Annotated in this window: 17 protein-coding genes and 2 tRNA genes; 3 read left to right on the top strand and 16 right to left on the bottom strand. The window is 68.1% G+C overall.

Annotation, left to right across the window (positions count from 1 at the left end; translation table 11 throughout):
* Window positions 1-62 precede the first annotated feature (62 nt).
* Complete coding sequence (leuS, locus tag ACFXJL_RS10145; RefSeq protein ID WP_384690934.1) at window positions 63-2,927, bottom strand: leucine--tRNA ligase; 2,865 nt, start codon at window positions 2,925-2,927, stop codon at window positions 63-65.
* An 800-nt stretch (window positions 2,928-3,727) separates the two neighbouring features.
* Here leuS and ACFXJL_RS10140 point away from each other — a divergent pair.
* Window positions 3,728-5,245 carry a hypothetical protein gene (locus ACFXJL_RS10140; protein ID WP_384691364.1) on the top strand — a complete coding sequence of 506 codons (1,518 nt, stop codon included), beginning with the start codon at window positions 3,728-3,730 and terminating at the stop codon, window positions 5,243-5,245.
* Window positions 5,242-6,828, top strand: coding sequence for an NADH-ubiquinone oxidoreductase-F iron-sulfur binding region domain-containing protein (locus ACFXJL_RS10135; RefSeq protein ID WP_358879048.1), 1,587 nt, complete (start codon window positions 5,242-5,244; stop codon window positions 6,826-6,828). Before ACFXJL_RS10140 ends, ACFXJL_RS10135 begins: the two co-directional genes overlap by 4 nt.
* Window positions 6,829-7,014: 186 nt before the next feature.
* On the opposite strand, the gene ACFXJL_RS10130 is transcribed toward ACFXJL_RS10135, so the two are convergent.
* The 8 genes from ACFXJL_RS10130 to ACFXJL_RS10095 form a co-directional block, all read right to left on the bottom strand.
* Window positions 7,015-7,087 (bottom strand) — tRNA-Ala (locus tag ACFXJL_RS10130).
* 234 nt (window positions 7,088-7,321) lie between these two features.
* Window positions 7,322-7,555 (bottom strand): hypothetical protein, encoded by a 234-nt coding sequence (locus tag ACFXJL_RS10125; protein ID WP_329018660.1) that lies wholly within the window; start codon window positions 7,553-7,555, stop codon window positions 7,322-7,324.
* A gap of 325 nt (window positions 7,556-7,880) precedes the next feature.
* A tRNA-Ala gene (locus ACFXJL_RS10120) sits at window positions 7,881-7,953 on the bottom strand.
* A gap of 416 nt (window positions 7,954-8,369) precedes the next feature.
* Complete coding sequence (locus ACFXJL_RS10115; RefSeq protein ID WP_358879117.1) at window positions 8,370-9,026, bottom strand: histidine phosphatase family protein; 657 nt, start codon at window positions 9,024-9,026, stop codon at window positions 8,370-8,372.
* Window positions 9,023-9,478: a ribosome silencing factor gene (gene rsfS, locus ACFXJL_RS10110; RefSeq protein WP_384639306.1), complete on the bottom strand. Its 456-nt coding sequence runs from the start codon at window positions 9,476-9,478 to the stop codon at window positions 9,023-9,025. Before rsfS ends, ACFXJL_RS10115 begins: the two co-directional genes overlap by 4 nt.
* A gap of 232 nt (window positions 9,479-9,710) precedes the next feature.
* Window positions 9,711-11,528 (bottom strand): LCP family protein, encoded by a 1,818-nt coding sequence (locus tag ACFXJL_RS10105; protein WP_384639309.1) that lies wholly within the window; start codon window positions 11,526-11,528, stop codon window positions 9,711-9,713.
* Window positions 11,529-11,547: 19 nt separating this feature from the next.
* Window positions 11,548-12,171, bottom strand: a complete 624-nt coding sequence (gene nadD, locus ACFXJL_RS10100) for a nicotinate-nucleotide adenylyltransferase (protein WP_329018669.1) — start codon at window positions 12,169-12,171, stop codon at window positions 11,548-11,550.
* A 46-nt stretch (window positions 12,172-12,217) separates the two neighbouring features.
* Entirely contained in the window at window positions 12,218-12,379 is a 162-nt protein-coding gene (locus ACFXJL_RS10095; protein WP_329018673.1) for a hypothetical protein, read from the bottom strand.
* A gap of 275 nt (window positions 12,380-12,654) precedes the next feature.
* On the opposite strand from ACFXJL_RS10095, the gene ACFXJL_RS10090 reads away from it, so the two are divergent.
* Window positions 12,655-13,719, top strand: a complete 1,065-nt coding sequence (locus ACFXJL_RS10090; protein ID WP_384690929.1) for a M48 family metallopeptidase — start codon at window positions 12,655-12,657, stop codon at window positions 13,717-13,719.
* Window positions 13,720-13,951: 232 nt separating this feature from the next.
* On the opposite strand, the gene ACFXJL_RS10085 is transcribed toward ACFXJL_RS10090, so the two are convergent.
* From ACFXJL_RS10085 to ACFXJL_RS10055, 7 genes are all read right to left on the bottom strand, one after another.
* Complete coding sequence (locus ACFXJL_RS10085) at window positions 13,952-15,214, bottom strand: hypothetical protein (protein WP_358879043.1); 1,263 nt, start codon at window positions 15,212-15,214, stop codon at window positions 13,952-13,954.
* A gap of 212 nt (window positions 15,215-15,426) precedes the next feature.
* Window positions 15,427-16,020: a hypothetical protein gene (locus ACFXJL_RS10080; protein WP_384690926.1), complete on the bottom strand. Its 594-nt coding sequence runs from the start codon at window positions 16,018-16,020 to the stop codon at window positions 15,427-15,429.
* Window positions 16,021-16,158: 138 nt separating this feature from the next.
* Window positions 16,159-17,451 carry a glutamate-5-semialdehyde dehydrogenase gene (locus ACFXJL_RS10075; RefSeq protein WP_358879041.1) on the bottom strand — a complete coding sequence of 431 codons (1,293 nt, stop codon included), beginning with the start codon at window positions 17,449-17,451 and terminating at the stop codon, window positions 16,159-16,161.
* Between the two features lie 578 nt (window positions 17,452-18,029).
* Entirely contained in the window at window positions 18,030-18,602 is a 573-nt protein-coding gene (locus tag ACFXJL_RS10070) for a hypothetical protein (protein ID WP_358879040.1), read from the bottom strand.
* Window positions 18,603-18,736: 134 nt separating this feature from the next.
* Window positions 18,737-19,864 (bottom strand): glutamate 5-kinase, encoded by a 1,128-nt coding sequence (gene proB, locus ACFXJL_RS10065; protein ID WP_358879039.1) that lies wholly within the window; start codon window positions 19,862-19,864, stop codon window positions 18,737-18,739.
* A gap of 368 nt (window positions 19,865-20,232) precedes the next feature.
* Entirely contained in the window at window positions 20,233-22,350 is a 2,118-nt protein-coding gene (locus ACFXJL_RS10060) for a hypothetical protein (RefSeq protein WP_384690922.1), read from the bottom strand.
* 237 nt (window positions 22,351-22,587) lie between these two features.
* Window positions 22,588-24,087: a bifunctional cytidylyltransferase/SDR family oxidoreductase gene (locus ACFXJL_RS10055; RefSeq protein ID WP_358879037.1), complete on the bottom strand. Its 1,500-nt coding sequence runs from the start codon at window positions 24,085-24,087 to the stop codon at window positions 22,588-22,590.
* Between the last annotated feature and the right edge of the window lie 204 nt (window positions 24,088-24,291).

Below are 24,291 nucleotides of genomic sequence, written 5' to 3'. Positions count from 1 at the left end.
TCGCGGCGCAGCACGCCGTCCGGGGAGGGCGCAGCGCTGACCGGCCGTCTCGGGAAAGAGGACTACTCGGGGACGATGTTGACGAGCTTCGGGGCGCGCACGATGACCTTGCGGATGCCGCCGCCTCCAAGGGCGTCGACGACAGCGGCATCGCCCAGAGCCAGCGCCTCCAACTCCGTGTCGGAGATCGTCGGCGAGACCTCCAGGCGTGCCCTGACCTTGCCCTTGATCTGAACCACGCAGGTCACGGCCTCGTCCACCACGTAGGCGGGGTCGGCGACCGGGAAGTCCTGGTGCACGACGGATTCGCGGTGCCCCAGCTTCCGCCACAGCTCCTCGGCGATGTGCGGGGCGAGCGGGGCGATCAGCAGGACCAGCCGCTCCGCCACGCTCCTGGACAGCGGCCCACCGGACTTGGTCAGGTAGTTGTTCAGTTCCGTGATCTTGGCGATGGCCGTGTTGAAGCGCAGCGCCGCCAGATCGGCTCCCGCGCCGTCGATCGCCTTGTGCAGGGCACGCAGCGTGGCCTCGTCCGGCTCGCGGTCCTCGACGGTGACGTCGCCGGTGGACTCGTCCACCACATTGCGCCACAGCCGCTGCAGCAGTCGGTACTGGCCGACCACGGCGCGGGTGTCCCAGGGCCGGGACACGTCCAGCGGCCCCATCGCCATCTCGTACAGCCGCAGCGTGTCGGCGCCGTACTCGGCGGCGATCTCATCGGGAGTGACCGCGTTCTTCAGGGACTTGCCCATCTTGCCCAGCTCGCGCTTGACGGGCTCGCCCTCGTGGAAGAACTTGCCGTCCCGCTCCTCGATCTCGACGGCGGGCACCGGGAAACCACGGCTGTCACGGTAGACGTACGCCTGGATCATGCCCTGGTTGAACAGCTTGTGGAACGGCTCGGGCGAGGAGATGTGCCCCAGGTCGAACAGGACCTTGGACCAGAACCGTGCGTACAGCAGGTGCAACACCGCGTGTTCGGCGCCGCCCACGTAGAGGTCGACACCGCCGTGCGGCATCCCCTCGCGCGGCCCCATCCAGTAGCGCTCGATGTCCGGAGCGACCAACTGCTCACTGTTGTGGGGGTCCAGGTAGCGCAGCTCGTACCAGCAGGAACCGGCCCAGTTGGGCATGGTGTTGGTCTCTCGGCGGTACCTGCGGGGACCGTCGCCGAGGTCCAGGGTGACGTTGACCCATTCCTCGTTCCGGGACAGCGGGGTCTCCGGCTTGGTGTCCGCGTCATCGGGGTCGAACGTACGCGGTGAGTAGTCGTCGACCTCCGGCAGCTCCAGCGGCAGCATGGAGTCCGGCAGCGAGTGGGCCACACCGTCCTCGTCGTAGACGATGGGGAACGGCTCGCCCCAGTAGCGCTGCCGGCTGAACAGCCAGTCGCGCAGCCGGAAGTTGACGGTTCCCTCGCCGATCCCCCGTTCGGTCAGCCAGGTGGTGATCCGTGCCTTGGCCTCGACGACTTCCAGGCCGTCCAACGAGATCTCCTCGTTCGACGAATTGATCGCCGGGCCCTGACCGGTGAACGCCTCGCCCTCCCATCCTGCGGGCGGCTGGACGGTACGGATGATCGGCAGGCCGAAAGCCTCGGCGAACTCCCAGTCCCGCTCGTCCTGCCCGGGCACGGCCATGATCGCGCCGGTGCCGTAGCCCATCAGCACATAGTCGGCGACGAAGACCGGAATTCGGGTGCCCGTGACCGGATTGACGGCGTAGGCGCCGGTGAAGACGCCCGTCTTGTCCTTGTGCTCGGTCTGACGCTCGACGTCGCTCTTCGTCTGCGCCTGCTTGCGGTACGCGGACACGGCATCGGCCGGTGTGGCGGCGTCGCCCGTCCACTCGGCCTTCACGCCCTGCGGCCATTCGGCCGGCAGGATCGAGTCGATCAGCGCGTGCTCGGGAGCCAGCACCATGTAGGTGGCGCCGAACAGGGTGTCGGGTCGGGTGGTGAAGACCGTGATCCGGGCGTCGTCATGTCCCTCGATCGAGAAGTCGACACGAGCGCCCTCGGACCGGCCGATCCAGTTGCGCTGCTGCAACTTGATGGCCTCGGGCCAGTCCAGCGCATCGAGGTCGTCCAGCAGACGGTCCGCGTAGGCGGTGATGCGCATGTTCCACTGGCGCAGCTTGGCCTTGAAGACGGGGAAGTTCCCACGCTCCGACCGACCGTCGGCGGTGACCTCTTCGTTCGCCAGTACGGTGCCCAGACCGGGGCACCAGTTCACCGGTGCGTCCGAGGCGTACGCCAGGCGGTACCCGCCCAGGACCTCTGAACGCTCGACGGCGCTCAACTCGCCCCAGGTGCGCGAGGAGTCGGGGACCTGTCGCTCACCGGACTCGAACTGCGCCACCAGTTCCGCGATCGGACGGGCCTGCTGAGCCTCCTGGTCGTACCAGGAGTTGAAGATCTGCAGGAAGATCCACTGGGTCCACCTGTAGTACTCCGGATCGATCGTCGCGATCGACCTGCGCTGGTCGTGACCGAGCCCCAGCCTGCGCAGTTGGCGCTTCATGTTGTCCATGGCGGCCTCGGTCGACACCCGCGGATGGGTTCCGGTGGCGACCGCGTGCTGCTCTGCCGGCAGTCCGAAGGCGTCGAAGCCCAGGGTGTGCAGCACGTTGTGGCCGGTCATCCGCTGATGACGGGCGAAGACGTCGGTGGCGATGTACCCCAGCGGGTGCCCGACGTGCAGTCCGGCACCGGACGGATAGGGGAACATGTCCATGATGAACTTCTTGGGCCGAGCAACCAGTGCCGGGTCCCCCGCCAGGTCGCCGCTCGGGTTGGGTGCCTCGTACGTGCCCTCTGCGTCCCAGAAGTCCTGCCAGCGTGCCTCGATATCGGCGGCCATCGCTGCCGTATAGCGGTGCGGCGCAGCCACCTCGGCGGCAGAAGCAGCAGAATTCGTCTCGCTCATGATCCTTAAAGCTCCATCGATCGTCTCTGCCCAGCGGTCGGAATGGGCATAGCCCGTAAACAAAAGGACCCCTCGCACAGGAGGGGAAGCCGCGCCGATTCCGACCGGACCTATTCATCCGTCGGGACTGATCAGCGCGGCTCGCTAAGCAGAAGGCGTACGGCACGCATAGCGTCAGGGTACCGCAGCAGCAGATCCGGACGCGCGCTGGTATGCCCCGGGCACGGGGAGTGAGCGGTGAGAGGGCACCGGGTGAGCGGGGGCGGTCAGCGCTGGGAATGCCGGCTCCCGGACGACCGGTAAAGCGGATGGCGTCGTGGCCGATGGTAAAACCGATGCGCCCGAGAGGTGAAGGCCCCCACGGGAATGGTGGTCGGCGAAGAAGCGACAGTGACCGGAAATTTCAACCGACCGCTCTCGACATCGAGACGATCCGGGACGAAACCCGTATCGAAACGCGTGGACATCGCCGACAGCCCCGGGAGCCGAATGCCGTCCGTCCCGCGCAGGTCACCGGGCACCTACCCCGATCAGAACCCCGGAGCGCCAACTCCCCCTGCTGGACGCGCATATCAACCCTATCCGGGGCAACCTCAGCATCCGGCGGGAGCGGGTCTCCCCCGTAAACGCCAAAACGTCGTTCCGCCCACCAAGGGTCGACTTAGCATTCCTCAACGGGACCGCATTTCCCGCACCCTCGGAGTTGCCCCATGAAGCCTCATCGCAAGAGCCGTTCATCGCCCGCCCCGAGTTCCGGACTCGGTCGCCCCGTGCAAGGCGGCCTGACCGTAGCGGGATTGGTGCTCATTCCCCTTCTCGCCATCGGCGGGAGCGAGAGTTTTCGCGCAGCGCTCGACTTCACCACCGGGGTCCTTGCCCTGGTGGCCCTGACGGCCTCGATCGCCTGGGGGCTGATCGCCACCGATCGACTATTGCTCTCTCCCCGCCATCGACTGCTGGCGCAGGCCGTCCACCGTGCCACGGCGGCAGCTGCCCTGGGATTCCTCCTGCTGCACGCCACCGTGAAGGTGGCGCTCGGCCATGTGAGCCTCGTCGGAGCGTTGATTCCCTTCGGGCTGGGTGTCACCGGTACATCGGGGCTCATCGGCCTCGGCTCGCTGGCCGGGCTGCTCATGGTGATCACTGCGGCGACCGGCGCCCTGCGCAGTGCTCTTGCGGGCAGCAGCAAGGCCGCGGGCGGCTGGCGAACGCTGCATATGTTGGCCTATCCCGCCTGGTGCTTCGCACTGCTCCACGGTCTCTTCTCGGGCCGCCCCGCGGCGCCCTGGGTGGTACTGATGTACAGCCTGGCGCTGGTCAGCGTGGCCGGAGCCCTGTCGATACGACTGCTGCCGCGCCCGGTCCAGCGTCAGATCTCCGACAAGATCCTCACCGTGACCAGCCGTGGCAGCGACGAACCGCCCCCACAGGAAGCGGCGGTACCGAGCCGCCCGACCACAGCGCCCTTCTCCAACGGTGACGACCTGGCGACGGAGATCGGGCTGGAGCGGATGAACGGAATCCCCGCACAGCGGCCCTACGGGGGGATTCCCGCAGATCGAAGCGCCGTCGGACGCCGTCGCCGACAAGCGGGGATAGCCCCGCCGTCCCCCCAGCTGTACGAGGTGCCGCCACGGCCGGAAGCCGAGCCGACCGGTGCGGGGCTCACAACGGGAAGCGGGCCGGTGGGCGCGGGAACTGGCATCGCAGCCGCTTACCACGCCGTGTCCCGTGCCGGGGAGCCGTCCGTTCCGCTCGCAGAGCGGGTACCGATGACGGAGGAACTCCCCGTCATGACGGAGAGCGGCCCGGCGACCGGTGGCTGGCCGACGCCGTCACCACCGCCCCCCTCCCCCGCCTTCCCACCCACCCCGTTCGCGCCTCCCCAGCCCAGCACACCCCCACAGTCGTACGCCCCCACCACCGGATACGCATCGAACGGATACGCGTCGAACGGATATGGAGCGACGACGTACGGGGCCAACGGATACGGCGTGACGGGGTACGGGTCGCCCGGCTTGGGAGATGGATTTCGGCCACCCCACGCCGACAGCCCCTTCGACGCCTTCTCCCGACGTCCCACCTCCGCGGTTCCGACGCCGCCCCAGAGCCCTCCATCTCCCTACGAGGCACCCGTCATCGGCGCCTATGAGACCTTCCGTCCCGGTTCCGGTGGCTGGGACGTACACGGTTCCCACCCAGGCCCCCTCGGCGCCGAGCACCCGGATCCGTACGGCACCGCGGAAGCCGTGCCGGGACCCTTCTTTCCGCCCCCGGCCGGAGAGCCCTGGAACGCGCCCGCAGGAGAACGACCTTGAACACCCCTCTCCCCGATGTCCCCGAGGTCCGCGTGGTCGGGCTGCCCCAGCTGACCCAGGGTTTCGATCTGGTCGAGCGACTCGACCTGCAGATGCACCTCAAGGTCCACGGGCCCCTGGAGCCGATGACCGGTGAACGGCTGGCACAGCTCACCGAGGAGATCTCCCTGCGCGGGCGCGGCGGCGCCGGCTTCCCCTTCGGGCAGAAGCTCCGCGCCGTGGCCAAGTCGGCCATCAGCCGCGGTGTGCGACCCGTGATCGTCGTCAACGGCAGCGAGGGCGAGCCGGCTTGCCGCAAGGACACCGTCCTGCTCAACCGCGCGCCGCACCTCATCCTCGACGGCGCTCTCCTGGCTGCCGAGGCGGTCGGCGCGCGCACCCTGGTGGTGGCGGTGACCCGCAACTCCACCGAGATCTCCATGCGCGCGGCGCTGGCGGAGCGGGGGCTGTCCGACCGGCGCGGCCAGCGGATGCGGGCACGCGTCGTGCGCACTCCGGAGCGCATGGTCTCGGGCGAGGCATCGTCTGTCATCCGTGCGATCAATGGGGGTCCCGCGCTGCCACCCGGCCGCCGGGTGCGCGCTTCCGACAGCGGTGTCGGGGGTGCGCCCACCCTGTTGTCCAATGCCGAAACCTTTGCCCAGGTCGCGGTCGCGGCCCGGATCGGCGCCCGCCGCTACAGCAACACGGGAACGGGCCAGGAGCCTGGCACGGTGATGCTGACGATCTCGGGTGCGGTGCTGCGCCCCATGGTGGTCGAGGTGCCCACCGGGGTTCCGCTGCGCTACGTCCTCCAGATGGCCGGGGCTCCCCCCGTGCCACAGGGGGTGCTGACCGGCGGCTACCACGGGAACTGGATCGATTCGGCCGCCGTGCAGGACGCCGTCGTCTCCCGCGAGTCCCTGTCGGCCGTGGGTGGTTCACTGGGCGCCGGCGCCATCTTGCCGATCGGCCCGGAGACCTGCCCCCTGGGGGAGGCGCTGCGGGTGGCGAACTGGCTCGCCGCCGAGACCGCCGGGCAGTGCGGACCCTGCAAGTTGGGCCTCCCCGCAGCAGCAGGAGGGCTCGCGGATGTGATGAACGGCGGCGGTCCGGCGGCACTTGAGGCCCTACGGGAGGTCACCCAGGCGGTGAAGGGACGAGGGGCCTGCAAGCATCCTGACGGTTCGGCCCGGTTCTTCGCCTCGACGCTGTCCGCGTTCACCGATGACCTGGCCGCCCATGTGCTCTACGGAGGCTGCGGACGGGAGACCACCGGCGTACTGCCCCTGCCGCTGCCCGGCTACCAGGAATCGGAAGAGTCCATCCCGAGTGGTGAGAAGGTGCTGATCGACTGGACCCTCTGCCAGGGGCACGGACTCTGCGCCGACATCATCCCGGAGTTGATACGGATCAATCCCGACGGCTACCCGTCCGTGGCCGATGCGGTCGTGCCAGTGCATCTACAGGGGCGGGCCCAGCGGGCTGTGCGCCGATGTCCCGCCCTGGCGATGCGGATCGAACAGACCGCGGTTCCGACCTCGCTGGCCCGTCCCGGACTGCCCGTGTCCCGACGCAGGGAGTTGGGCAGCGGACGCGGTTGACCGACGACCGCTCACGGGAGTGGTCGGACGCACTCGCACATACGGAGAATACGGAGCAGGTGCGGTGACTCACCGAAGAACCGGGGAGTCGCCGCGCCGCCGGGTCGAGCGGAACCCGTCCCGACCACCATGCGAAAGATCCCGCCCGGTCATCAGACCTGACGGGATCTTTGGAGAGTGATTGTGTGGAGCTAAGGAGAATTGAACTCCTGACCTCCTGCATGCCATGCAGGCGCTCTACCAACTGAGCTATAGCCCCTTGCGAGATGCCGCCCGGTTGAAGGTTTCCCCTGGCGACGTCGACAACATTAACGCTCTCCGGGGTGCTTCACCAAATCCATTCCTCAGCGCCCGAGGGAGGCCACCGACAGGGCTTCGGACGGCCCGGAGGGAGCCAGTCCGCTGGGTCTGATGACGGGGCCAAGCGGCGCAGGCGGGGCCAGGCAGGGTCAGGCGGGGCCAGGCAGAGTCAAGCACGGTCAGGCAGGCAGGGTCAGGCAGTGGCGAACGAGTAGAAGCGCTTCAGCGTGCAGTGTTCTTCGAGCAGACGACCGTAGATCGGTTCGCCCTCAAGTTCTCGATAGGTCTCGATGGGGTCGCCCTTTATGATCAGCGCCCGTGCGCACTCCTCGCACCAGTACTGGAACTCCGGGTTGAGCGGGTCCATGTCCCGAACGATGGGCGTACCGCTGCCACACCAGTCGCACTTGCGCCTATGGGCTCCCATTACTCAGCTCCAGCGGTGCCGACAGGACATCCGCCCGGCCGAAAACCGTCCGAACGAGACTGCGCCACGGCGGCTGTGCCCCCGGGCGATGCACACCGATCCATGGGTTGAAAGTCCGAGAAGGGCGGGTGTGTCCGCTGTTGCAAGCAGATCATCGGTCTCCTCGCTCCCACTGGCGGACGTCATGCTCAACCTCCCCATACCGACCGGTGCCCACTCCGGCCGTCCGATTCTGCCATGACCGCGGGAGAGGGGCGGTGACGTTGGCGGGAAGGTGACGGGAAACGCCAGATCCCGCCCCCCAGAAGGGGCGGGATCCGAATTGTGGAGCTAAGGAGAATTGAACTCCTGACCTCCTGCATGCCATGCAGGCGCTCTACCAACTGAGCTATAGCCCCGCGTGTTCTTCGCGCTCAGCGCTGCGAACAAGTAGAACTTTAGCCTGCGACCCACCGGAAAGTGAAATCCGGGGGTGCGGGCCGACTGCCTCGTCCTGGACCGGCCCCGAGGCCGGTCACCCGCGGTCGATCAGGGGTCCATCAGTGGCATGAACTCCTGGTCAGCGGAGCCGACACAGCTTCACAAGTGGGCACGGCGCCCGCCACGGGCCCCGCCGCCTCCCCCGAACTGCTCCTCCTCGACGAACCGACGGATCCACCGCCCCGCCGCACGAACACGGCGGCCGGCCGGGGCCCCTGCCGGGATCCGCGACCGACCCGCCCGGCGCCTCCCCGGCCCACCAGCCCGGACGCCGGTGGGGGTAGCTCGCCGAGCCGGCACGGCCATCGGTGACCACGAGAGTCGGGACGTTGGATCAGTCGTCGTCGCCGAGGACCGGCTCAGGAAGGGTCCCCGCGTTGTGTTCAAGCAGCCGCCAGCCGCGCGCACCCTCGCCGAGGACGGACCAGCAACAGTTCGAGAGACCGCCCAGGCTCTCCCAATGTCGGGACTCAAGGCCGAGCAGCCGTCCGATGGTGGTGCGGATCGTGCCGCCGTGGCTGACCACCACGAGCGTGCCGTTCTCCGGAAGCTTCTCGGCGTGTCGGAGCACCACGGGGGCCGCCCGGTCAGCGACCTCCGTCTCCAGCTCTCCACCGCCCCGGCGCACGGGCTCACCACGTTTCCAGGCCGCGTACTGGTCGCCGAACTCGGCGATGATGTCCTGGTGGGTCATGCCCTGCCACACACCGGCGTACGTCTCACGCAGCTGCGGGTCGAAGGTGACGGTGTGACCGGTCAACCCGGACAGTTCACCGGCCGTGGTGGAGGCACGCTTGAGGTCCGAGGAGATGATCGCGTCGGGCTTGAGGGACGCCAGCAGCCTGGCGGCCCTACGGGCCTGGGCGATGCCCACCTCGGTGAGCTCGATGTCCGTGGTGCCCTGGAACCGGCGCTCCACGTTCCAGGCGGTCTGGCCGTGCCGCCACAGGACGACACGGCGCCCCGTGCGTTTGTAGGCGTCCTCGTTCAGCTCAACTCACCGTCCGGGGTGCCGGCGGCTCGGGCTGGCTCCGCAGATTCCCCCTGCTGACGCTCGGCGGACTTGCCGCGGGTCTTCTGGGCGTCCTCGGGCAGTAGCAGCTCGGGGCAGTCCTTCCACAGTCGCTCCAGGGCGTAGAAGACCCGCTCCTCGGAGTGCTGGACGTGGACCACGATGTCGACGTAGTCGAGGAGGATCCAGCGGGCGTCCCGGTCGCCCTCACGTCGTACGGGCTTGGCGTCCAGCTCCTTGTTCAGCCGCTCTTCGATCTCGTCGACGATCGACTTGACCTGGCGGTCGTTGGGAGCGGAGGCGAGCAGGAAGGCGTCGGTGATCGACAGCACGTCACTGACGTCGTACGCGATGATGTCGTGCGCGAGCCGGTCAGCGGCTGCCTGGGCGGCGGCGTTGACGAGCTCGATGGAGCGGTCCGTAGCGGTCACTAGCTGGCTTTCGTCGGCGGTCGGGTGTCAACCCAAGGATCTCATGTACCACCGACAGCACTCGCGAGGAAGGCGTCGGCGCTGAGAGCGGGGACATCCTGGCTGGTCAGCCGGGTGGACGCGCTGATGTCACCCACTCGGCGAACGCCCATGAGCCAGCGGAGCGCATCTCTCACCCCGTGCTCCCCTCCACAGCAGTCCTTCGCGCCGTGGAAGAGAGCTGGAGCGTTCGTCACTCCGTCTTGAAGTCCTGTCCGAGGACAACGCTGATGTCGGCGTTGGGCGGAGCCGCACCCTTGGCGACGGCACTCACGGGCAACCCCAGCGTCTTGGCGACCTCGGCGGCTTCCGCCTTCTGAGCATCGTCACCGTAAGTGATCCGGGAGGTGCCGGTCGTTGCGACCTTTCCACCGTCGACGACGGCGTAGCCACCGTTGACCAGTAGGACCCGCGCGGATTCGGAGATGGGTGCCTTGCCCGTTCCGTTGCGGATGCCGATCCGGACGGCGGCGTTCTTGTCCGGTGCAGTGATGGAACCGCCCAGAACGTCCTTGACGCTCGAAGCTGCCTGCTGGGTCAGCGTGCCGTCCGCCTGGACCGGCAGCAGAGCCGTTTGGTAGTCGCCGCCCTTGGCATGATCGGCGAGCTTTGCCAGCGAGGCCCCGAGGTCACTCTCCGTCAGCGAGGGGTCGAGGATCTGGGCCAGTGTTTCAACGGTCACGGTGGCGGACTTCTGCTCGCTCGGGAACTTCCGCAGCACCGCGTGCATGACCTGTCCAAAACGCTGGAGCTGCTTGGCCTCCACCTCTCCGGGCGCCAGGTAGGTGGCGTAGGCAGCCGCCGACCGACCGTTCAGGGTCTGGTTCTCACCGCGTGCCACGACGGGTGGCTCGCCCTTCTTCGCGCCGGGGACCGCCACGTCCGTGGTCACATCGACGGTGCCCACCAGGTCGACCAGGTTCTCCAGGAACGGGGTGTCGAGCCGCCAGGTGCCGGTGATCTTGGCGCCGAGAAGGCTTCCGATCGCCTCCCGGGTGCCCTGGGAACCGTCGTCCTCGACGGACTTGCCCAGGGTGGTGCCCGTACCGTCGTCGCCGGCGACCGAGAGGGAGTTGGGCAGGAGGACGGTGGTGCCCGTCTTGGTGGTGACGTTGTCGACCAGCAGGGCGGTGGACGTGCCCTTCTTCTTGGTGTTGTGCAGATGGAGAACGATCACGTCCCGTTTCTGCGGGCCGGTGGTCTGACCCGCGACCTGCTTCGGGTCATCGCCTGAGAAGACCAGATAGGCGATGCCTGTCACCAGGACCAGCCCCAGGACGACTCCAAGGGCGACAACACGGTTGCGCCCGCGCCTCTTGGCCTCTTCGCGCCTCTCCGAGCGGCTTTCCGTGAACTTCAACCAGTCGATGACGTCTTCCGAGTCGTCCTCGGGGTCCTGGATGAAGGCGAACTGCTCGGTGCGGTAGTCCCGTTCGTCGTCGGAACGACGCGGCCCGGGCACCAGTCCAAGACTGTCGTCGTCGTTCGCGGGTGCCAGATCGGAGAAATCGGACATGGGCGATGCGGGTGCTTCGATGGGCGCTGACTGCTGGGGGATGTTCCACTGGGCCGTCTCGACCGCTGCGGTCTGCTGGGCAGCGTGCTGGCCGCCCTGATCGGCCTCATACGGCTCGTACGCGTAGGTGTAGCCCTGGTCCCCGTCGACCGCACCGACTCCGTGCCCTTGCCCTTGCCCCTGCCCTTGCCCTTGCTCGGCGAGTTGGCCGTAGGTGTCGTACGACGCGGAGTGGCCCGGTTGCTCATACCCCTGCGGGAGGGATTCCTCCGTTTGGGGGAGCTGGTTATAGGCGTCGTAGTCGTTGTGGTCGTCGTAGGCGTACGTCTGCTCGACGGGCCGTTGGTCGGGGTAGTCGTACTGCACCCCTTGGTGCGCGTCGTACTGCTGTTGCTCCTGGGGCTGCTGCTGATACACCGGCTGCCCGTACTCGTCGTAGCCGATGATCTGCGGCTGCTGGTAGTACGGGTCGAACGGGCTGTGCTGGTCGTTCACCGGGGCCCCTCTCCGTGGCTCACTCGCCGCGGTACAACTGGCGCTTGTCGATGTAGCGCACCACACCGTCGGGCACGAGGTACCAAACCGGATCACCCTTGGCGACCCTCGCCCGGCAGTCGGTGGAGGAGATGGCGAGCGCCGGAACCTCCACCAGGGAGACCTTGCCTTCGGGCAGGCCGTCGTCCGTCAGATCATGCCCCGGTCGCGTCACCCCGATGAAGTGGCTGAGCGAGAACAGCTCCGAAGCGTCCCGCCAGCCGATGATCTGGGAGAGGGCATCGGCACCTGTGATGAAGAACAGGTCCGCGTCCTCGTTCTGGGCGTGCAGATCCCTCAGGGTGTCGATCGTGTACGTCGGCCCGGGTCGGTCGATGTCGATGCGACTGACCGAGAACTGCGGATTGGACGCCGTGGCGATGACCGTCATCAGATAGCGGTCCTCGGCAGGAGACACGGCCTTGTGGCTCTTCTGCCACGGCTCCCCCGTCGGTACGAACACCACCTCGTCGAGGTGGAACAGGGCGGCCACCTCACTGGCGGCAACGAGGTGTCCATGGTGGATCGGGTCGAACGTCCCGCCCATCACACCGAGCCGCCGCCGGCCGGAACCCGGGCCCGTAGGCACTTCCTGCTCTCCCATGCGTGCAGAGCCTACTGGCCCGCGAACCTGACTCGCTCCGCCCGGCTCAGCGGTCGCGGTTGAAGCTCATGGTGATCCAGAGCAGCAGGAGCAGGGCGAGGAGCGCACCGCCGCCGGTGAGGATCGGCTGAAGGCTCGGGTGGTTCAGGGCGCCCTCGCCTCCCTCGGCGAGAGTGACCAGGTTGGGGGCGTTGCTGGGGAGGCTCATCTTCGGCGGGCCCTTATCGATCGGAAACGGAGCGGAGGGACTTCGCCCATATCGTATGCGGGCCGCCCGGGCACGCTCACGCCGACTCAGTCGTTGTCGTTGTCACGGCCCCGCTGCGAGGGTGCCGTATGACGGAAAACGGGCGTACCGGGCCTGTGTTCCAGAGTTATCCACAGCCTCGGGCGCACTGTGCCCCCAGCACCTACGCTGGGGATCGCCAGGGGGACGAATCAATCACTCGTACGACGGATCACCGGTTCGACCAGGGGGTTTGAATGACCGACAGCAGTCACGGGAATGTGCCGAGCAGGCAGCGCAAGCGTTTCCCCGGCATCTCGTCACGGGCGTATGAACATCCGGCTGATCGCTCCGCGCTGGTCGCCCTGCGCAAGCTCAGCGGATTCGACACGGTCTTCAAGGCGCTGAGCGGGCTCCTGCCCGAGCGGAGTCTGCGGCTGCTCTTCCTCTCCGACTCGGTGCGGGTGAGCGATGCCCAGTTCACCCATCTGAACACCATGCTGCGGGACGCCTGCTATGTCCTGGACCTGGAGAAGGTCCCCGCCATGTACGTGGCACAGGACCCTCGCCCCAACGCCATGTGCATCGGGCTCGACGAGCCGATCATCGTCGTGACGACGGGGCTCGTGGAGTTGCTGGACGAGGAGGAGATGCGGGCGGTCGTGGGCCACGAGGTGGGCCACGCCCTGTCGGGGCACTCGGTCTACCGCACGATCCTGCTGTTCCTCACCAGTCTGGCGCTCAAGATCGCATGGATCCCGCTCGGCAATGTCGCGATCATGGCGATCGTCACCGCCTTGCGGGAGTGGTTCCGCAAGTCGGAGCTGTCCGCGGACCGGGCCGGGCTGCTGGTGGGTCAGGATCTACAGGCATCGATGCGTGGGCTGATGAAGATAGCCGGCGGCAATCACCTTCATGAGATGAACGTCGACGCGTTCTTGAAGCAGGCGGAGGAGTACGAGGCGGGCGGGGACCTGCGCGACTCGGTACTGAAGATCCTCAATGTGCTGCCGCGTTCGCATCCCTTCACCACCGTGCGTGCAGCGGAGCTCAAGAAGTGGGCGGAGAGCCGCGACTACCAGCGGATCATCGACGGCCACTACCCGCGACGCACCGAGGACAACGACACCTCCGTCACCGACTCCATACGTGAGTCCGCCTCTCACTATGCGGACACCGTGCGGACCAGCAAGGACCCGTTGATGAAGTTGGTCGGTGACATCGCCGGGGGTGCGGGCGACCTCGGAGGCAAGCTACGAGACCGGTTCACCGGCGGGAACGGCGGTGGCTCGGCCTCAGGAGGGACCAAGGCAGAGGGCTAGGGAGTGTCCTAGCGATGTCGCCCCCTGCCGACGGTTGATGGGTTCGATCGGATGATCGGGCAATCGAAGGGAGGGGGCCTCGGCCGGGCTTCGGGCTTCGGGCTTCGGGCTTCGGGCTTCGGGCTTCGGGCTTCGGGCTTCGGGCTTCGGGCTTCGGGCTTCGGGCTGGAGCCTTGCATCCGCGGGGCGGACGGGTCTCGTTCTGGGGAGTCCGATGTGGAGCGCATAGGTCCTAGGGGTTCGGGCTCGGTTGCGCTGACGATGCCAGCGAGCCGCACAACGCGGCGGTGGCCTCTCCCTCCGCATAGGGATCGGTGCCCGCCGGAGCGCCCGAGGTTGCCCGCTCCCCCGCGAGGAGCGGGTGCAAGGTGCCCGAAGAGTCGTCGGAGCACGCCTGCGGACCGGCTTGTACGTAGCTCGCCAAGAGTTCCGCACGGTGGAGCTGGAGATCATCCCGGTCGAACCGGAAGTGCAGTACGCGCCGGACGGTGAACAACGAGGCACCGGCCGTCCGGTCGGTCCGGCTGATGGCCTGATCGGGACGGCTGGCCCTCGGGAAGACTGCGGCACCGGGGTGCGGTGAGGTTTCGTCGACCGTCCGACGGGAGGCGCCCACCGTCGAGGCCCTTGATTCCCCCTTCGGACTTCCGCCGAGTTGCGGAGTCGCGCCCGTGCCCGTCGGCGGGCCATGCGTCGGGGCGGGGCGGAGGGCGTACGCGAAGGTGTGGTCCGACGTCACCTCCAGGGCGTCGGCGCCCGCCTCCGTCACCGCCAGAGTGCCCCGGACCCGGATTTCCGGGTCGGCAAGGACCACCTTGGCCGGGTCGTAGCGGATCAACCATCCGGTTGCCGCGTGGTGTCCGTCCGCCACGGGAGTGGACATGCTCCGGTCGAACTGCGCCAACTGGCCCGGATCGATCAGCACCCGCACGGGTCGCACCGCGCCGCCCGTGAGGACGTCGGGGTCGAGCGAGGACTCCACCAGATAGTCCTTCGCGATCGTCAGGGCCGTCACGACCTGGCTCTGGGAGAAGCTCTTGGTCCGCACGGCGCTGGGGAAGGTGATGCCCGAGGCCCCGATGCGGAACTGCGCGGCCGGGCTGTTCGCGTAGAGGTCGCTGGGCGTCCCACCGGGGACGGCGCCCTGGGGAGCGAGGGGGATCAGTGTGGTGCGCAGCGGGGCCGCTCGTTTCCCGCCGGGCACTTGGCTAGAAGGGCGCATTCCGAAGTACGTCGCGGTACCGAAGGCGACGGCCACGAGCAGGATGAGGATCAGTAGTTGCCTCGGGCCGGTTCTCCGGGTGTTGGAGGGGAGACTGCGCACGGCACGCGCATGCTCGCCCATCCGTTCGTGCGCGGAGAACTCCTGAAGTCGCGCAGCTCGTATGAACGATTCGTCGAAGACGACGGATCGGTACTCGTCCTCTCCACCGCCGGGGAGTCCTTCGGGTGTCCCCTCAGGTGTCCCCTCAGGCGGGTCTCCACGGCCAGCCATACCTTCAGGGTGGGTCTGGCGGGGCCTCGGTAAACGCGGTGGCGTGCGACAAAGTCTGATGACTTACCACTCAACCGTTCGAAGACTCACGGAAAAGTGGTCGATCGGGGGCAGGGAGCGATCAGTTCGACAGAACTTGAGTGGCCGAATATGACCGTTGCGTCAGGGGTGTGGAAAGGGAGCGTGGCGCCCGGTGAAGGGGGGTCGGTACATCAGGGAGTGCCCGGATCGACGGGGACAGGAGGAATGGGGACATCCGCCGAACCCGCAGGGCCGTGGGCACGGTCTGGGGAGGCCGAGGGGCTGCTGCTGTCGACGCCCGTCGATGTGGGCGCGGGCACCTGGTCCCCATTGTTTCCCGCGGATCCCCGGTACACGGCCGTGAACGCGAGGGCGACCATGCCGATGCCCATCAGCAGGGCGAGGACCCATGCGACGGGACGGTGCCAGCGGGCGCTGCCCCGGTAGGGGCGCAGGGCACCGCCGTGCCTGCCATAGGGACCCGATTCATCGTCGTCGGGGTGGTATTCGTCGCCGAAGCCCTCACGGCCGTAGGAGCCGTACTCGTCCTCGTAGGGATCGTCTTCGTGGGGGCCGCGGCCGGGGCCTGCTCGGGCTGCCTCCGCTTCGGCCCGTGCCTGGGCGGCGGCGAGGAGTCGCTCGACGGCGCTTGGCTCGTGGACTTCCGCTGCTCTGACGAAGTCCTCGTCGAACACCACGGAGGCGAAGTTCTCGTCCGCGCCACCGCGGTCGTCGTCGGGCTCCCCGTCGTCCGGGAACGGCCTGCCCCCCACGTCGTCCGGCACGCAATCAGAGTAGACCTGGCCGCCCGGTTTGGGCAGGCTGAAGGACGAACTCTCCGATCCGAGGTGGTGGGGTTTCCCTCACGTTGGATCGGATGGCGCTGGTCAAAGGGCGAGGCCCGCTACTGGGCCCGTCCGGGCCTATCGGACGTGGCCATCGCCGGTGACGATGTACTTGGTGGACGTCAGCTCGGGCAACCCCATGGGGCCTCGGGCGTGGAGCTTCTGGGTGGAGATCCCGATCTCCGCCCCGAAGCCGAACTGGCCGCCGTCGGTGAAGCGGGTGGAGGCGTTCACGGCCACGGTGGTGGAATCCACCAACTGGGTGAACAGACGGGCAGCGGCCTGGGACGTGGTCACGATCGCCTCGGTGTGCCCGGACGACCAGCGGCGAATGTGGGCGACGGCAGCGTCCAGGGAGTCCACGACGGCCGCAGCGATGTCGTACGAGAGGTACTCGGTCTCCCAGTCCTCAGCGGTCGCCGGGACCACCGTGGCCTTGCTGGCGGAGGCGTACTCGGTCACCTGCTCATCCGCGTGGACGGTCACTCCCGCCTCAGCGAGCGCGTCGAGGGCGCGTGGCAGGAACGCGGCAGCGATGTCGCGGTGCACGAGAAGCGTCTCCGCCGCATTGCACACGCTGGGCCGCTGGGCCTTGGAGTTGATGAGGATGTCCACGGCCATGTCGAGGTCGGCCTGGGCATCGACGTACACATGGCAGTTGCCGGTGCCGGTCTCGATGACGGGAACGATGGACTCCTCGACGACGGTCCGGATGAGACCGGCGCCGCCGCGGGGGATCAGTACGTCCACGAGCCCCCGTGCCCGCATCAGCTCGCGTACCGAGTCGCGGGACTCTCCCGGCACCAGTTGCACGGAGTCGGCGGGGAGACCCGCGGACTTGACCGCGTCGCGCAGGACGTCGACCAGCGCGGCGTTCGACGAGTACGCGGAGGAGGAGCCCCGCAGCAACACGGCGTTGCCCGACTTGAGGCAGAGGGCCGCGGCGTCCACGGTCACATTGGGCCTGGCCTCGTAGATGATGCCGACGACTCCGAGCGGGACCCGCACCTGGCGGAGGTCGATGCCGTTGGGCAGGGTCGAACCGCGGACGACCTCACCCACCGGGTCGGGCAGGGCCGCGACGTCGCGGACGTCGGCGGCGATGGCCCGCACCCGCTCCGGGGTGAGGGTGAGCCTGTCGATGATCGACTCGCTGGTGCCGGCCTCGCGCGCCCTGAGGATGTCCTCGGCATTGGCGGTCACGATGACGTCGGTACGGGCTTCCAGGGCGTCCGCGATCGCCAGCAGGGCTTCGTCCTTGGCCGCACGCGGCAGTGGCGCGATGTCGGCGGCAGCGGTCCGAGCCCGCTGAGCAGCCTGGACTACCGGCGAAGGAGTGTCGTTCTGCGCAAGCGGCGAGGGCGTCGTCATACTCGCAGGGTAATGCGCGTACGGAGTGACCCGACCGGTATCCCGTAGAGCGAGACGGGCACCCGCGGCCGGTGGTCGGTCCAGCACGGCCGGGCGTCGGGCGGCACAAGCACCGGGACTGACCGGTGGATGTCGCGGCGTGGCCGCCGGCACCGCTGGACGGATCTGCCGCCAGCCCCCACGAGCCCCACCGATGCGGATCGGCACTTTCCGGTGCTCGGCGGGCTTTCGCTTTCCATGGCGTTCGGGCCCGCCCTCGGTCCGGAGCGCTCCCGGGCGGGCACCCGCGACTCGTCACCTCCACACCTCCACGCGCCATCCCGGCTGCCCTGCTGCTCCGGACGGCACGCCACCCACCGGACGTCCACGCCGAACGAAGGTCAGGACGAACGGATGAAACCCGACGAGCAGGGGAGCCGGACACTCAGAAGTCAGACACCCAGGAGGTGGACACTCAGGAGCCGGACACCCAGGAGGTGGACACCCACAGGCCAGCGCCACCCAGGAGCGGGAACCCGCAAGCCAGCATCCGCGCAGGCCCGAAGGCCAGCCCCGCACCGAAACGGGCCCCGAACGGCCTAGAAGGGGTGGACCCCCATGGAGGAGGCGGGCGGCGGCCCGTACCCCTCGGCGACCCGCTGGTGATACGTCTGCCGGTCGATGACTTCAAGCCCCACGATCGTCCACGGAGGCAGTCGGGCGGTGGAACGGTGCTCGCCCCACAGGCGCAGCGCCACCGCAGCCGCGTCATGAAGATCGCGCGCCTCCTCCCAGTAGCGGATCTCCGCATGGTCGTTGGCGTAGCGGCTGGTCAGGAAGAAGGGGTGGTCGTGGGCCAACTGCTCCAGGCCGCGCCGGACCTCCTTGAGGGGCGCCTCGGCACCCGAGACGCTCAGAGTGATGTGCCAGAGCTTCGACTGTCCGTCACCGTGGGCGTCGTTCGTCTCGTCCGGCTGCGTTGCCGCTCCGGCCCCGATGCTCCGCCCGGTCCGCTCCGACGAGCCACCGTCGTCGAAGTCGGCACCGGCTTCGACGCTCGTGAGGGCTCGTTCCTCACCCGCCGCCCCACGGTGGTGATCGCCCGCAGTTCTGCGGGTGTTCGGGACGCCCCCGTTCCCACGGGGTGCATCCCCTGGGCGCGCTCGTCTCACCGGCGGCCTCCTGTTTACCTGTGTCGTCTTGCCGTCCCCCGCCATGTGCCCCGCAACAAAGTTGACCAGTCCTGGACCGAACATGGGGCGTTTTTCATGAAGGTGTCTGTCGGATGACGGGACTTTCAGCCGTTTCAGGGGTGCATGACGACCAGATCGTCCCTGTGTACGACTTCTCGCTCATATTCGGGTCCGAGCTCCTGTGCGAGATCTTTGGTGGAACGTCCGAGAAGTTGAGGAATCTCCTTGGCGTCGAAGTTGACCAATCCTCGGGCAACGGCCTGGCCATGGGTGTTCCGCAACTCCACCGGGTCGCCCGCGCTGAACTCCCCTTCGACCGCCGCGATTCCGGCCGGGAGCAGGGACTTCCTGCCGCGTACGACGGCGTCGACCGCGCCATCGTCGAGGATGAGTGCACCGCGCGGGGTGGAGGCGTGGGCGAGCCAGAGCAAGCGGTCCGCGGACCTGCGGCCCGTCTGGTGGAAGTAGGTGCCGGTGATCCGGCCGGCCAGTGCGTCGGCCGCGCGCACCGCCGAGGTGAGGACGACGGGCACCCCCGCGGCGGCGGCGATCCGGGCTGCTTCGACCTTGGTGACCATCCCGCCCGTGCCGACGCCCGCCTTGCCTGCGCTGCCGATCTCCACCTGCTCGATGTCGGCCGGCCCGTGGACCTCGTCGATGCGTGCGCTGCCGGCCCTCGCCGGATCCCCGTCGTACAGACCGTCGACGTCGGAGAGCAGGATCAGCAGGTCCGCGCGGACGAGGTGGGCGACGAGGGCGGCGAGGCGATCGTTGTCACCGAAGCGGATCTCGTCGGTGGCGACGGTGTCGTTCTCGTTGACGACGGGGACCGCACCCATCGTGAGGAGCTGGTCCAGGGTGCGGTAGGCGTTGCGGTAGTGGGCCCGACGGCTGGTGTCGTCGCCGGTGAGGAGTACCTGACCCACGCGCACGCCGTAGCGGGCGAACGAGGCCGTGTAGCGGGCCACGAGGAGCCCCTGACCGACGCTGGCGGCGGCCTGCTGGCGAGCCAGGTCCCGAGGCCGTCGAGCGAGCCCGAGTGGAGCGAGGCCGGCGGCGATCGCACCGGACGACACGAGCACGATCTCCTTCTCGCCGCCGCTGCGCGCTTTGGCGAGTACGTCGACGAGGGCGTCGACCCGGTCGGCGTCGAGTCCGCCCGACGCGGTGGTCAGGGAGGACGAACCGATCTTGACGACGATTCTGCGGGCCTGCGTTACCTGCTGTCTTGCCTCTGTCACGGGCTGAATCTATGCCAGGGTGCCGCCCGGGTGCCTCGGCATTTCATCCGCTGGACGTGACGCTGGACACCCCGTGGGCCTCCGGGTCGTCCGCACGACGCCTGAGCGGCCGGACGCGGCACATGAGAATGCTCTCCGCGACCCTGCCGCCCGACCGTCGACCCGGGCGCCGCTGGGAGCCGCTGGGCGCGACAGGGCCATGGTGCGCTGCTCCCCGGCGACCACCGGGCGTCCGACCACGCCCCACCACCCGCTTCGGCGCCTGGCTGTCGTCCGCGAGGCGCACGTCACAGGGCTCGTACGGCAATGTGCACCGTACGAGCCCTGTGACGGTCTTTCGTGTGACTGCCTCTTGTGCGACTGCCGCGTCAGCGGGCCAGCGGAGCCTCCTGCTCCGTGGCGGCGGCAGGAGCGACCGGGCCGGCGTCCGGCTGTCGGTTGAGCTCCCTCTGCGCCTGCTCGGTCAGCCGCTGCTGTACGCCCGCGTTGCGTGCCTCCGCGCCGGCCTGCAAGGTGCGTACGGCGGTGTTGAAGCGCTCCATGGAGGTCGGGTGGTCGGGGCCGAGGAGGTACTCCTTGAGTTCCCTGCGCGATTCGGCGAGCCGATCGAGCGCCGGGGACTCCACCGCGGCCAGCAGCTGTGCCAGTTCGACCGCGGTGTTGGACAGGACGACCGCGGCGCGTGCCGCCGTGTTCTGCCGCTGGAACTCCTCCGCGCCGAGGGCAGCCGAGTCGGTGACCGCGTACGGCTTTCCGCTCGCCATGAAGTCCGAGACCACGCTGGAGATGTCGGAGACCATGGCGTCCGCCTCGTTGAAGCAGTCGTACAGCTTCGGCTCGGTGCCGGTGACGATGAGGTGCTCCCACCAGCCGGTGGAGCGCCAGTAGGCGTCGTTCCACTCGGCGCGCAGCCGCTTGATGCGCTCCAGTCGGACGGGATCGGCCAGGGCGACGCGCGACTCCTCGGCCTCGTCGCCACCGGAGCGTCCGGGTGCGGCGAGTGCCGCCAGCTCCGTTTCGATGCGGGTACAGGCGAGGCGTGCCTCGGCCTGTCCGGGCTTCGCCGCCGCGGCGTCAGAGGCCCACCGGGGGTCGACGGCGCGTTCGGCGGCTGCCGCGCGCACCATGCGCATGATCCGCTCGTGGACGGCCTTGGCCTTCTTGTTGCGGATGCCGGTGAACGGGTGCGGCTTGTAGATCAGCCGTACGGGCTTCTCCGCGCCAAGGAGCCCGCGCACGATGTTCTCGCCCGCCAGCAGCAGCGAGGTGTTGCCGGGGTTGTCGTCCCAGCCCTCCCACGTGGGTGCGTACAGGATGGTGGGGATGGGGTTCTTCGGGGTGCCCGTCCAGGTCTGGATGGGGGCGAGTTGAGGCCGCCCCACCTCGACGACGTCCTCGTCGCGCACTCCCACGTCGGCGAGTGCGTAGCGGTCACGACCGGCGCGGCCCGCGGTCCAGACCTCGTCGTAGACCTTGCTGAAGGGGTTGACGCTGGCCAGCTTGTCGCTGTCGCCGTGGCCGATGAAGACGTGCTGCATGGTCGGCACGCGCAGCAGGTGGATGTTCTTGCCGACATTGGCCGGGTAGAGGGCGACCCGGACGGTGGACAGGTCAAGGTTCATCAGATGGGTCGCAGCCGGTACGCAGATGATTGGTACCGCGGTGGCGTTGACCTTCGTCACCAGTTCGCGCTCACGCATGATGATCAACGGTCGGCCGTCGACCTGCTCCATCGTCTCCAGCCACATGTTGATCTGGTAGGCGGATTCACCGGAGCCGGAGAAGTAGAGCACCGTCGTGGGGCGGTACTCAAGCAGCCAGGTGCTGGTGTTCTTCAGCACGGCGCCCGCTCCGGAGACGCGCCCAGTGCGCAGATAGGGCACCAGGGCGACGGTGTAGAGCGTGCCGAGGGCGAGGGTGACGGCGATGCCGGCGTAGCCGATGACGTCCCGGTCGACGAGGACGGCGGCGAGGACACCGGTCATGGCGGGAAGGTCCAGGTGGAGCATCTTCTCCGCGGAGCGGTGCATCAGCGCCTTCGGCGGGGCATCCGGGATGCGCAGCCCTGCGAGGTCCACGTTGCGGGTGACGATCGGCAGCGTGCGGCGCAGCCGGATCAGCGTGGTGAGGGCGCCGTGCGGAGCCTGGAGGGCGTAGAAGACCAGGAGTCCGGCGACGGCCATGTAGAAGAGCGGGCTTTCGGCCAGCCCTTCCCGGGCCAGGAGCAGCACCAGCAGCAACTGGCGCAGCAGGAACCGGATCGGTAGCCCTATGCGGACCTTGTTGAGTCGGTTGATCAGGTAGCTGCCCTTTTGGTGCAGATACCAGTCAGCCAGATAGGTAGCGGCACCCGCGGCGGCGAAGAGCCAGATGCTCGGGAGCAGCGCGGCGAGCATGACGCATGGGTAGCCGAGTCCGATCAGAGCCGCTGCGGCCAACTCTGATCGGCTGCCGACACGTGCCAGACGAATGGCGGTCGAAATCACGAGGAACCTGCTCCAAAGGGTGCCGGTTAGTCCTTATTCATATTGCTTCATGAATGGTGAAGTCGAAATTCCCAGAAGTGGTACTCAGGACTTCACTAAGGCGGACCTCCCCATCCCCCACATCCCCGGCAGATCATGTCGAGGTGTTTACGGAGGCCCGCAGCACGCTGATTTTGCGGTGACTGTCGCGATCACGGAGAAGAACGTGATCGCGACCACTGCATTAACAGCGAATTATTACACGTCTCCCTCGCGGTCGAGGACCGCGGCGAGGGCCTGCTCGAAGTCGGACGACTCACTCGCACCGCGCGTGGGGTCCTGCTGGCGTACGTCGATGACATGGCCGGTGAGCTCGGACAGCAGCACGTCGAGCGAGGTGCGGGCGACGGCCTCGGAGGACAGGAGCGAGCCTTCGGGTTCGACGCCGAACGCCTTGGTACGCATGGGGGTCGCGGTGCGCTCGGGGTTGACGCAGTTCACTCGGATGCCGTCGTTCGCCCACTCGTCCGAGAGGGCCTGGGTGAGATTCACCATGGCCGCCTTGGTGGAGGAGTAGAGGCTGTACTCCGCACGCCCCCGTGTATAGCTGGAGGAGGTGTAGAGCAGCAGTTGCCCCTTGGTCTCCGCCAGGTATTTGTAGGAGGCACGCGCGATCTGGACAGGAGCCAGATAGTTGACGTTCAGCGCTTCCAGGATGGTGGTGTTGTCCGTCTCGGCGAGTTTCCCGATGCGCAGGACACCCGCGGTGTTGATGACGTAGTCGATGCGTCCGGTCTCCGAGTACGCCTTGGAGAGCGCGTCGTCGACGTGCTCCGGGTTCTCCACATGGGTGCCGGTGGTGGAGCGGCCGAGCGCGTAGACGTGGGCGCCGTACTTCTCCGCGAGGGTGGCGATGTCGGCGCCGATGCCGTAGGAGCCGCCGAAGACGACGAGGGTGCGACCGGCGAGCAGTTCGCGGTAGGCGGCCTCGTCGGCCTGGCGGGGGGCCGCGGTGGAGGCGAGTTGGAACAGCTTGTCGGCGAGGAAGACGTCGACGGGCTGGGTGACCTTCATGTTGTACTCGTCGCCCGCGACGACGTGGATCGGTACGTCCGGCAGGTACTTCAGCACCACCGAACAGTCGTCGGTCGCCTGGAAGTTGGGGTCGCCAGCGGCGACCTCGTACGCCTTGCGGATCGTGGAGAGCTTGAACGCCTGGGGCGTCTGGCCACGCCGCAGACGGGATCGGTCGGGCACGTCCGTGATGAACTCGCCGTCGTCCCCGTGGGTGCGGGTCACGATGATGGTGTCCGCAGAGGGGATCGCCACGTCGACGGCGGCGTGCCGCTCCAGCGCGTCGACACAGTCCTGGATCACTCGCTGTGACAGGAGTGGTCTGACGGCATCATGGAAGAGGACATTCCGGTCCTCGCCGTCCACCAGGCCCTCACTGAGCGCCGCGATGGCGCGCTCGGTCGTCTGGTTGCGGGTGGTGCCGCCCTCGATGATCCGGGTGACCTTGGTGAGCCCCGCCTTGGCGACGATCCGCTCGATGTCGGGCACGAAGCCGGGGGCCATCAGCACGATCACATCGTCGATGGACTCGGCCTGCTCAAAGATGGTCAGTGTGTGCTCGATGACAGCCTTGCCGGCGATCTTCAGCAGTTGCTTGGGGATGGCAAGTCCCACCCGCTGACCGGTGCCTCCGGCTAGGACAACCGCTGTGGTGCGGGGCTTGGCTTCGTGCGGCACAGACACAGAACGACCTACCTTGAGACGAATGGGGGACGCTGCGATGGTCGCACTCTGCGTGACCGTCGTGCAAGGTGGGCGTCCACCGCCTCACCCCCCAGGGACACCGGGGGTTCACCATCGTCATCAGTCGTTCACAGGTCCGACCGGAGCGCCGCCCGCCCGAGGAGGTGACGGATGCCGTGCCGTCTGCGGGTCTGCGCAGGTGGG

It is taken from the genome of Streptomyces sp. NPDC059256 (assembly GCF_042753785.1).
Classification (GTDB): Bacteria; Actinomycetota; Actinomycetes; order Streptomycetales; family Streptomycetaceae; genus Streptomyces.
This window is presented reverse-complemented; position numbering and strand designations above follow the sequence as displayed.

Coding starts and splice junctions, on each gene's coding strand:
- leuS (WP_384690934.1), bottom strand. CDS start 2,927: ATGAGCGAGACGAATTCTGCTGCTTCTGCCGCCGAGGTGGCTGCGCCG.
- ACFXJL_RS10125 (WP_329018660.1), bottom strand. CDS start 7,555: ATGGGAGCCCATAGGCGCAAGTGCGACTGGTGTGGCAGCGGTACGCCC.
- nadD (WP_329018669.1), bottom strand. CDS start 12,171: ATGGGAGAGCAGGAAGTGCCTACGGGCCCGGGTTCCGGCCGGCGGCGG.
- ACFXJL_RS10095 (WP_329018673.1), bottom strand. CDS start 12,379: ATGAGCCTCCCCAGCAACGCCCCCAACCTGGTCACTCTCGCCGAGGGA.
- ACFXJL_RS10090 (WP_384690929.1), top strand. CDS start 12,655: ATGACCGACAGCAGTCACGGGAATGTGCCGAGCAGGCAGCGCAAGCGT.
- ACFXJL_RS10085 (WP_358879043.1), bottom strand. CDS start 15,214: ATGGCTGGCCGTGGAGACCCGCCTGAGGGGACACCTGAGGGGACACCC.
- ACFXJL_RS10075 (WP_358879041.1), bottom strand. CDS start 17,451: ATGACGACGCCCTCGCCGCTTGCGCAGAACGACACTCCTTCGCCGGTA.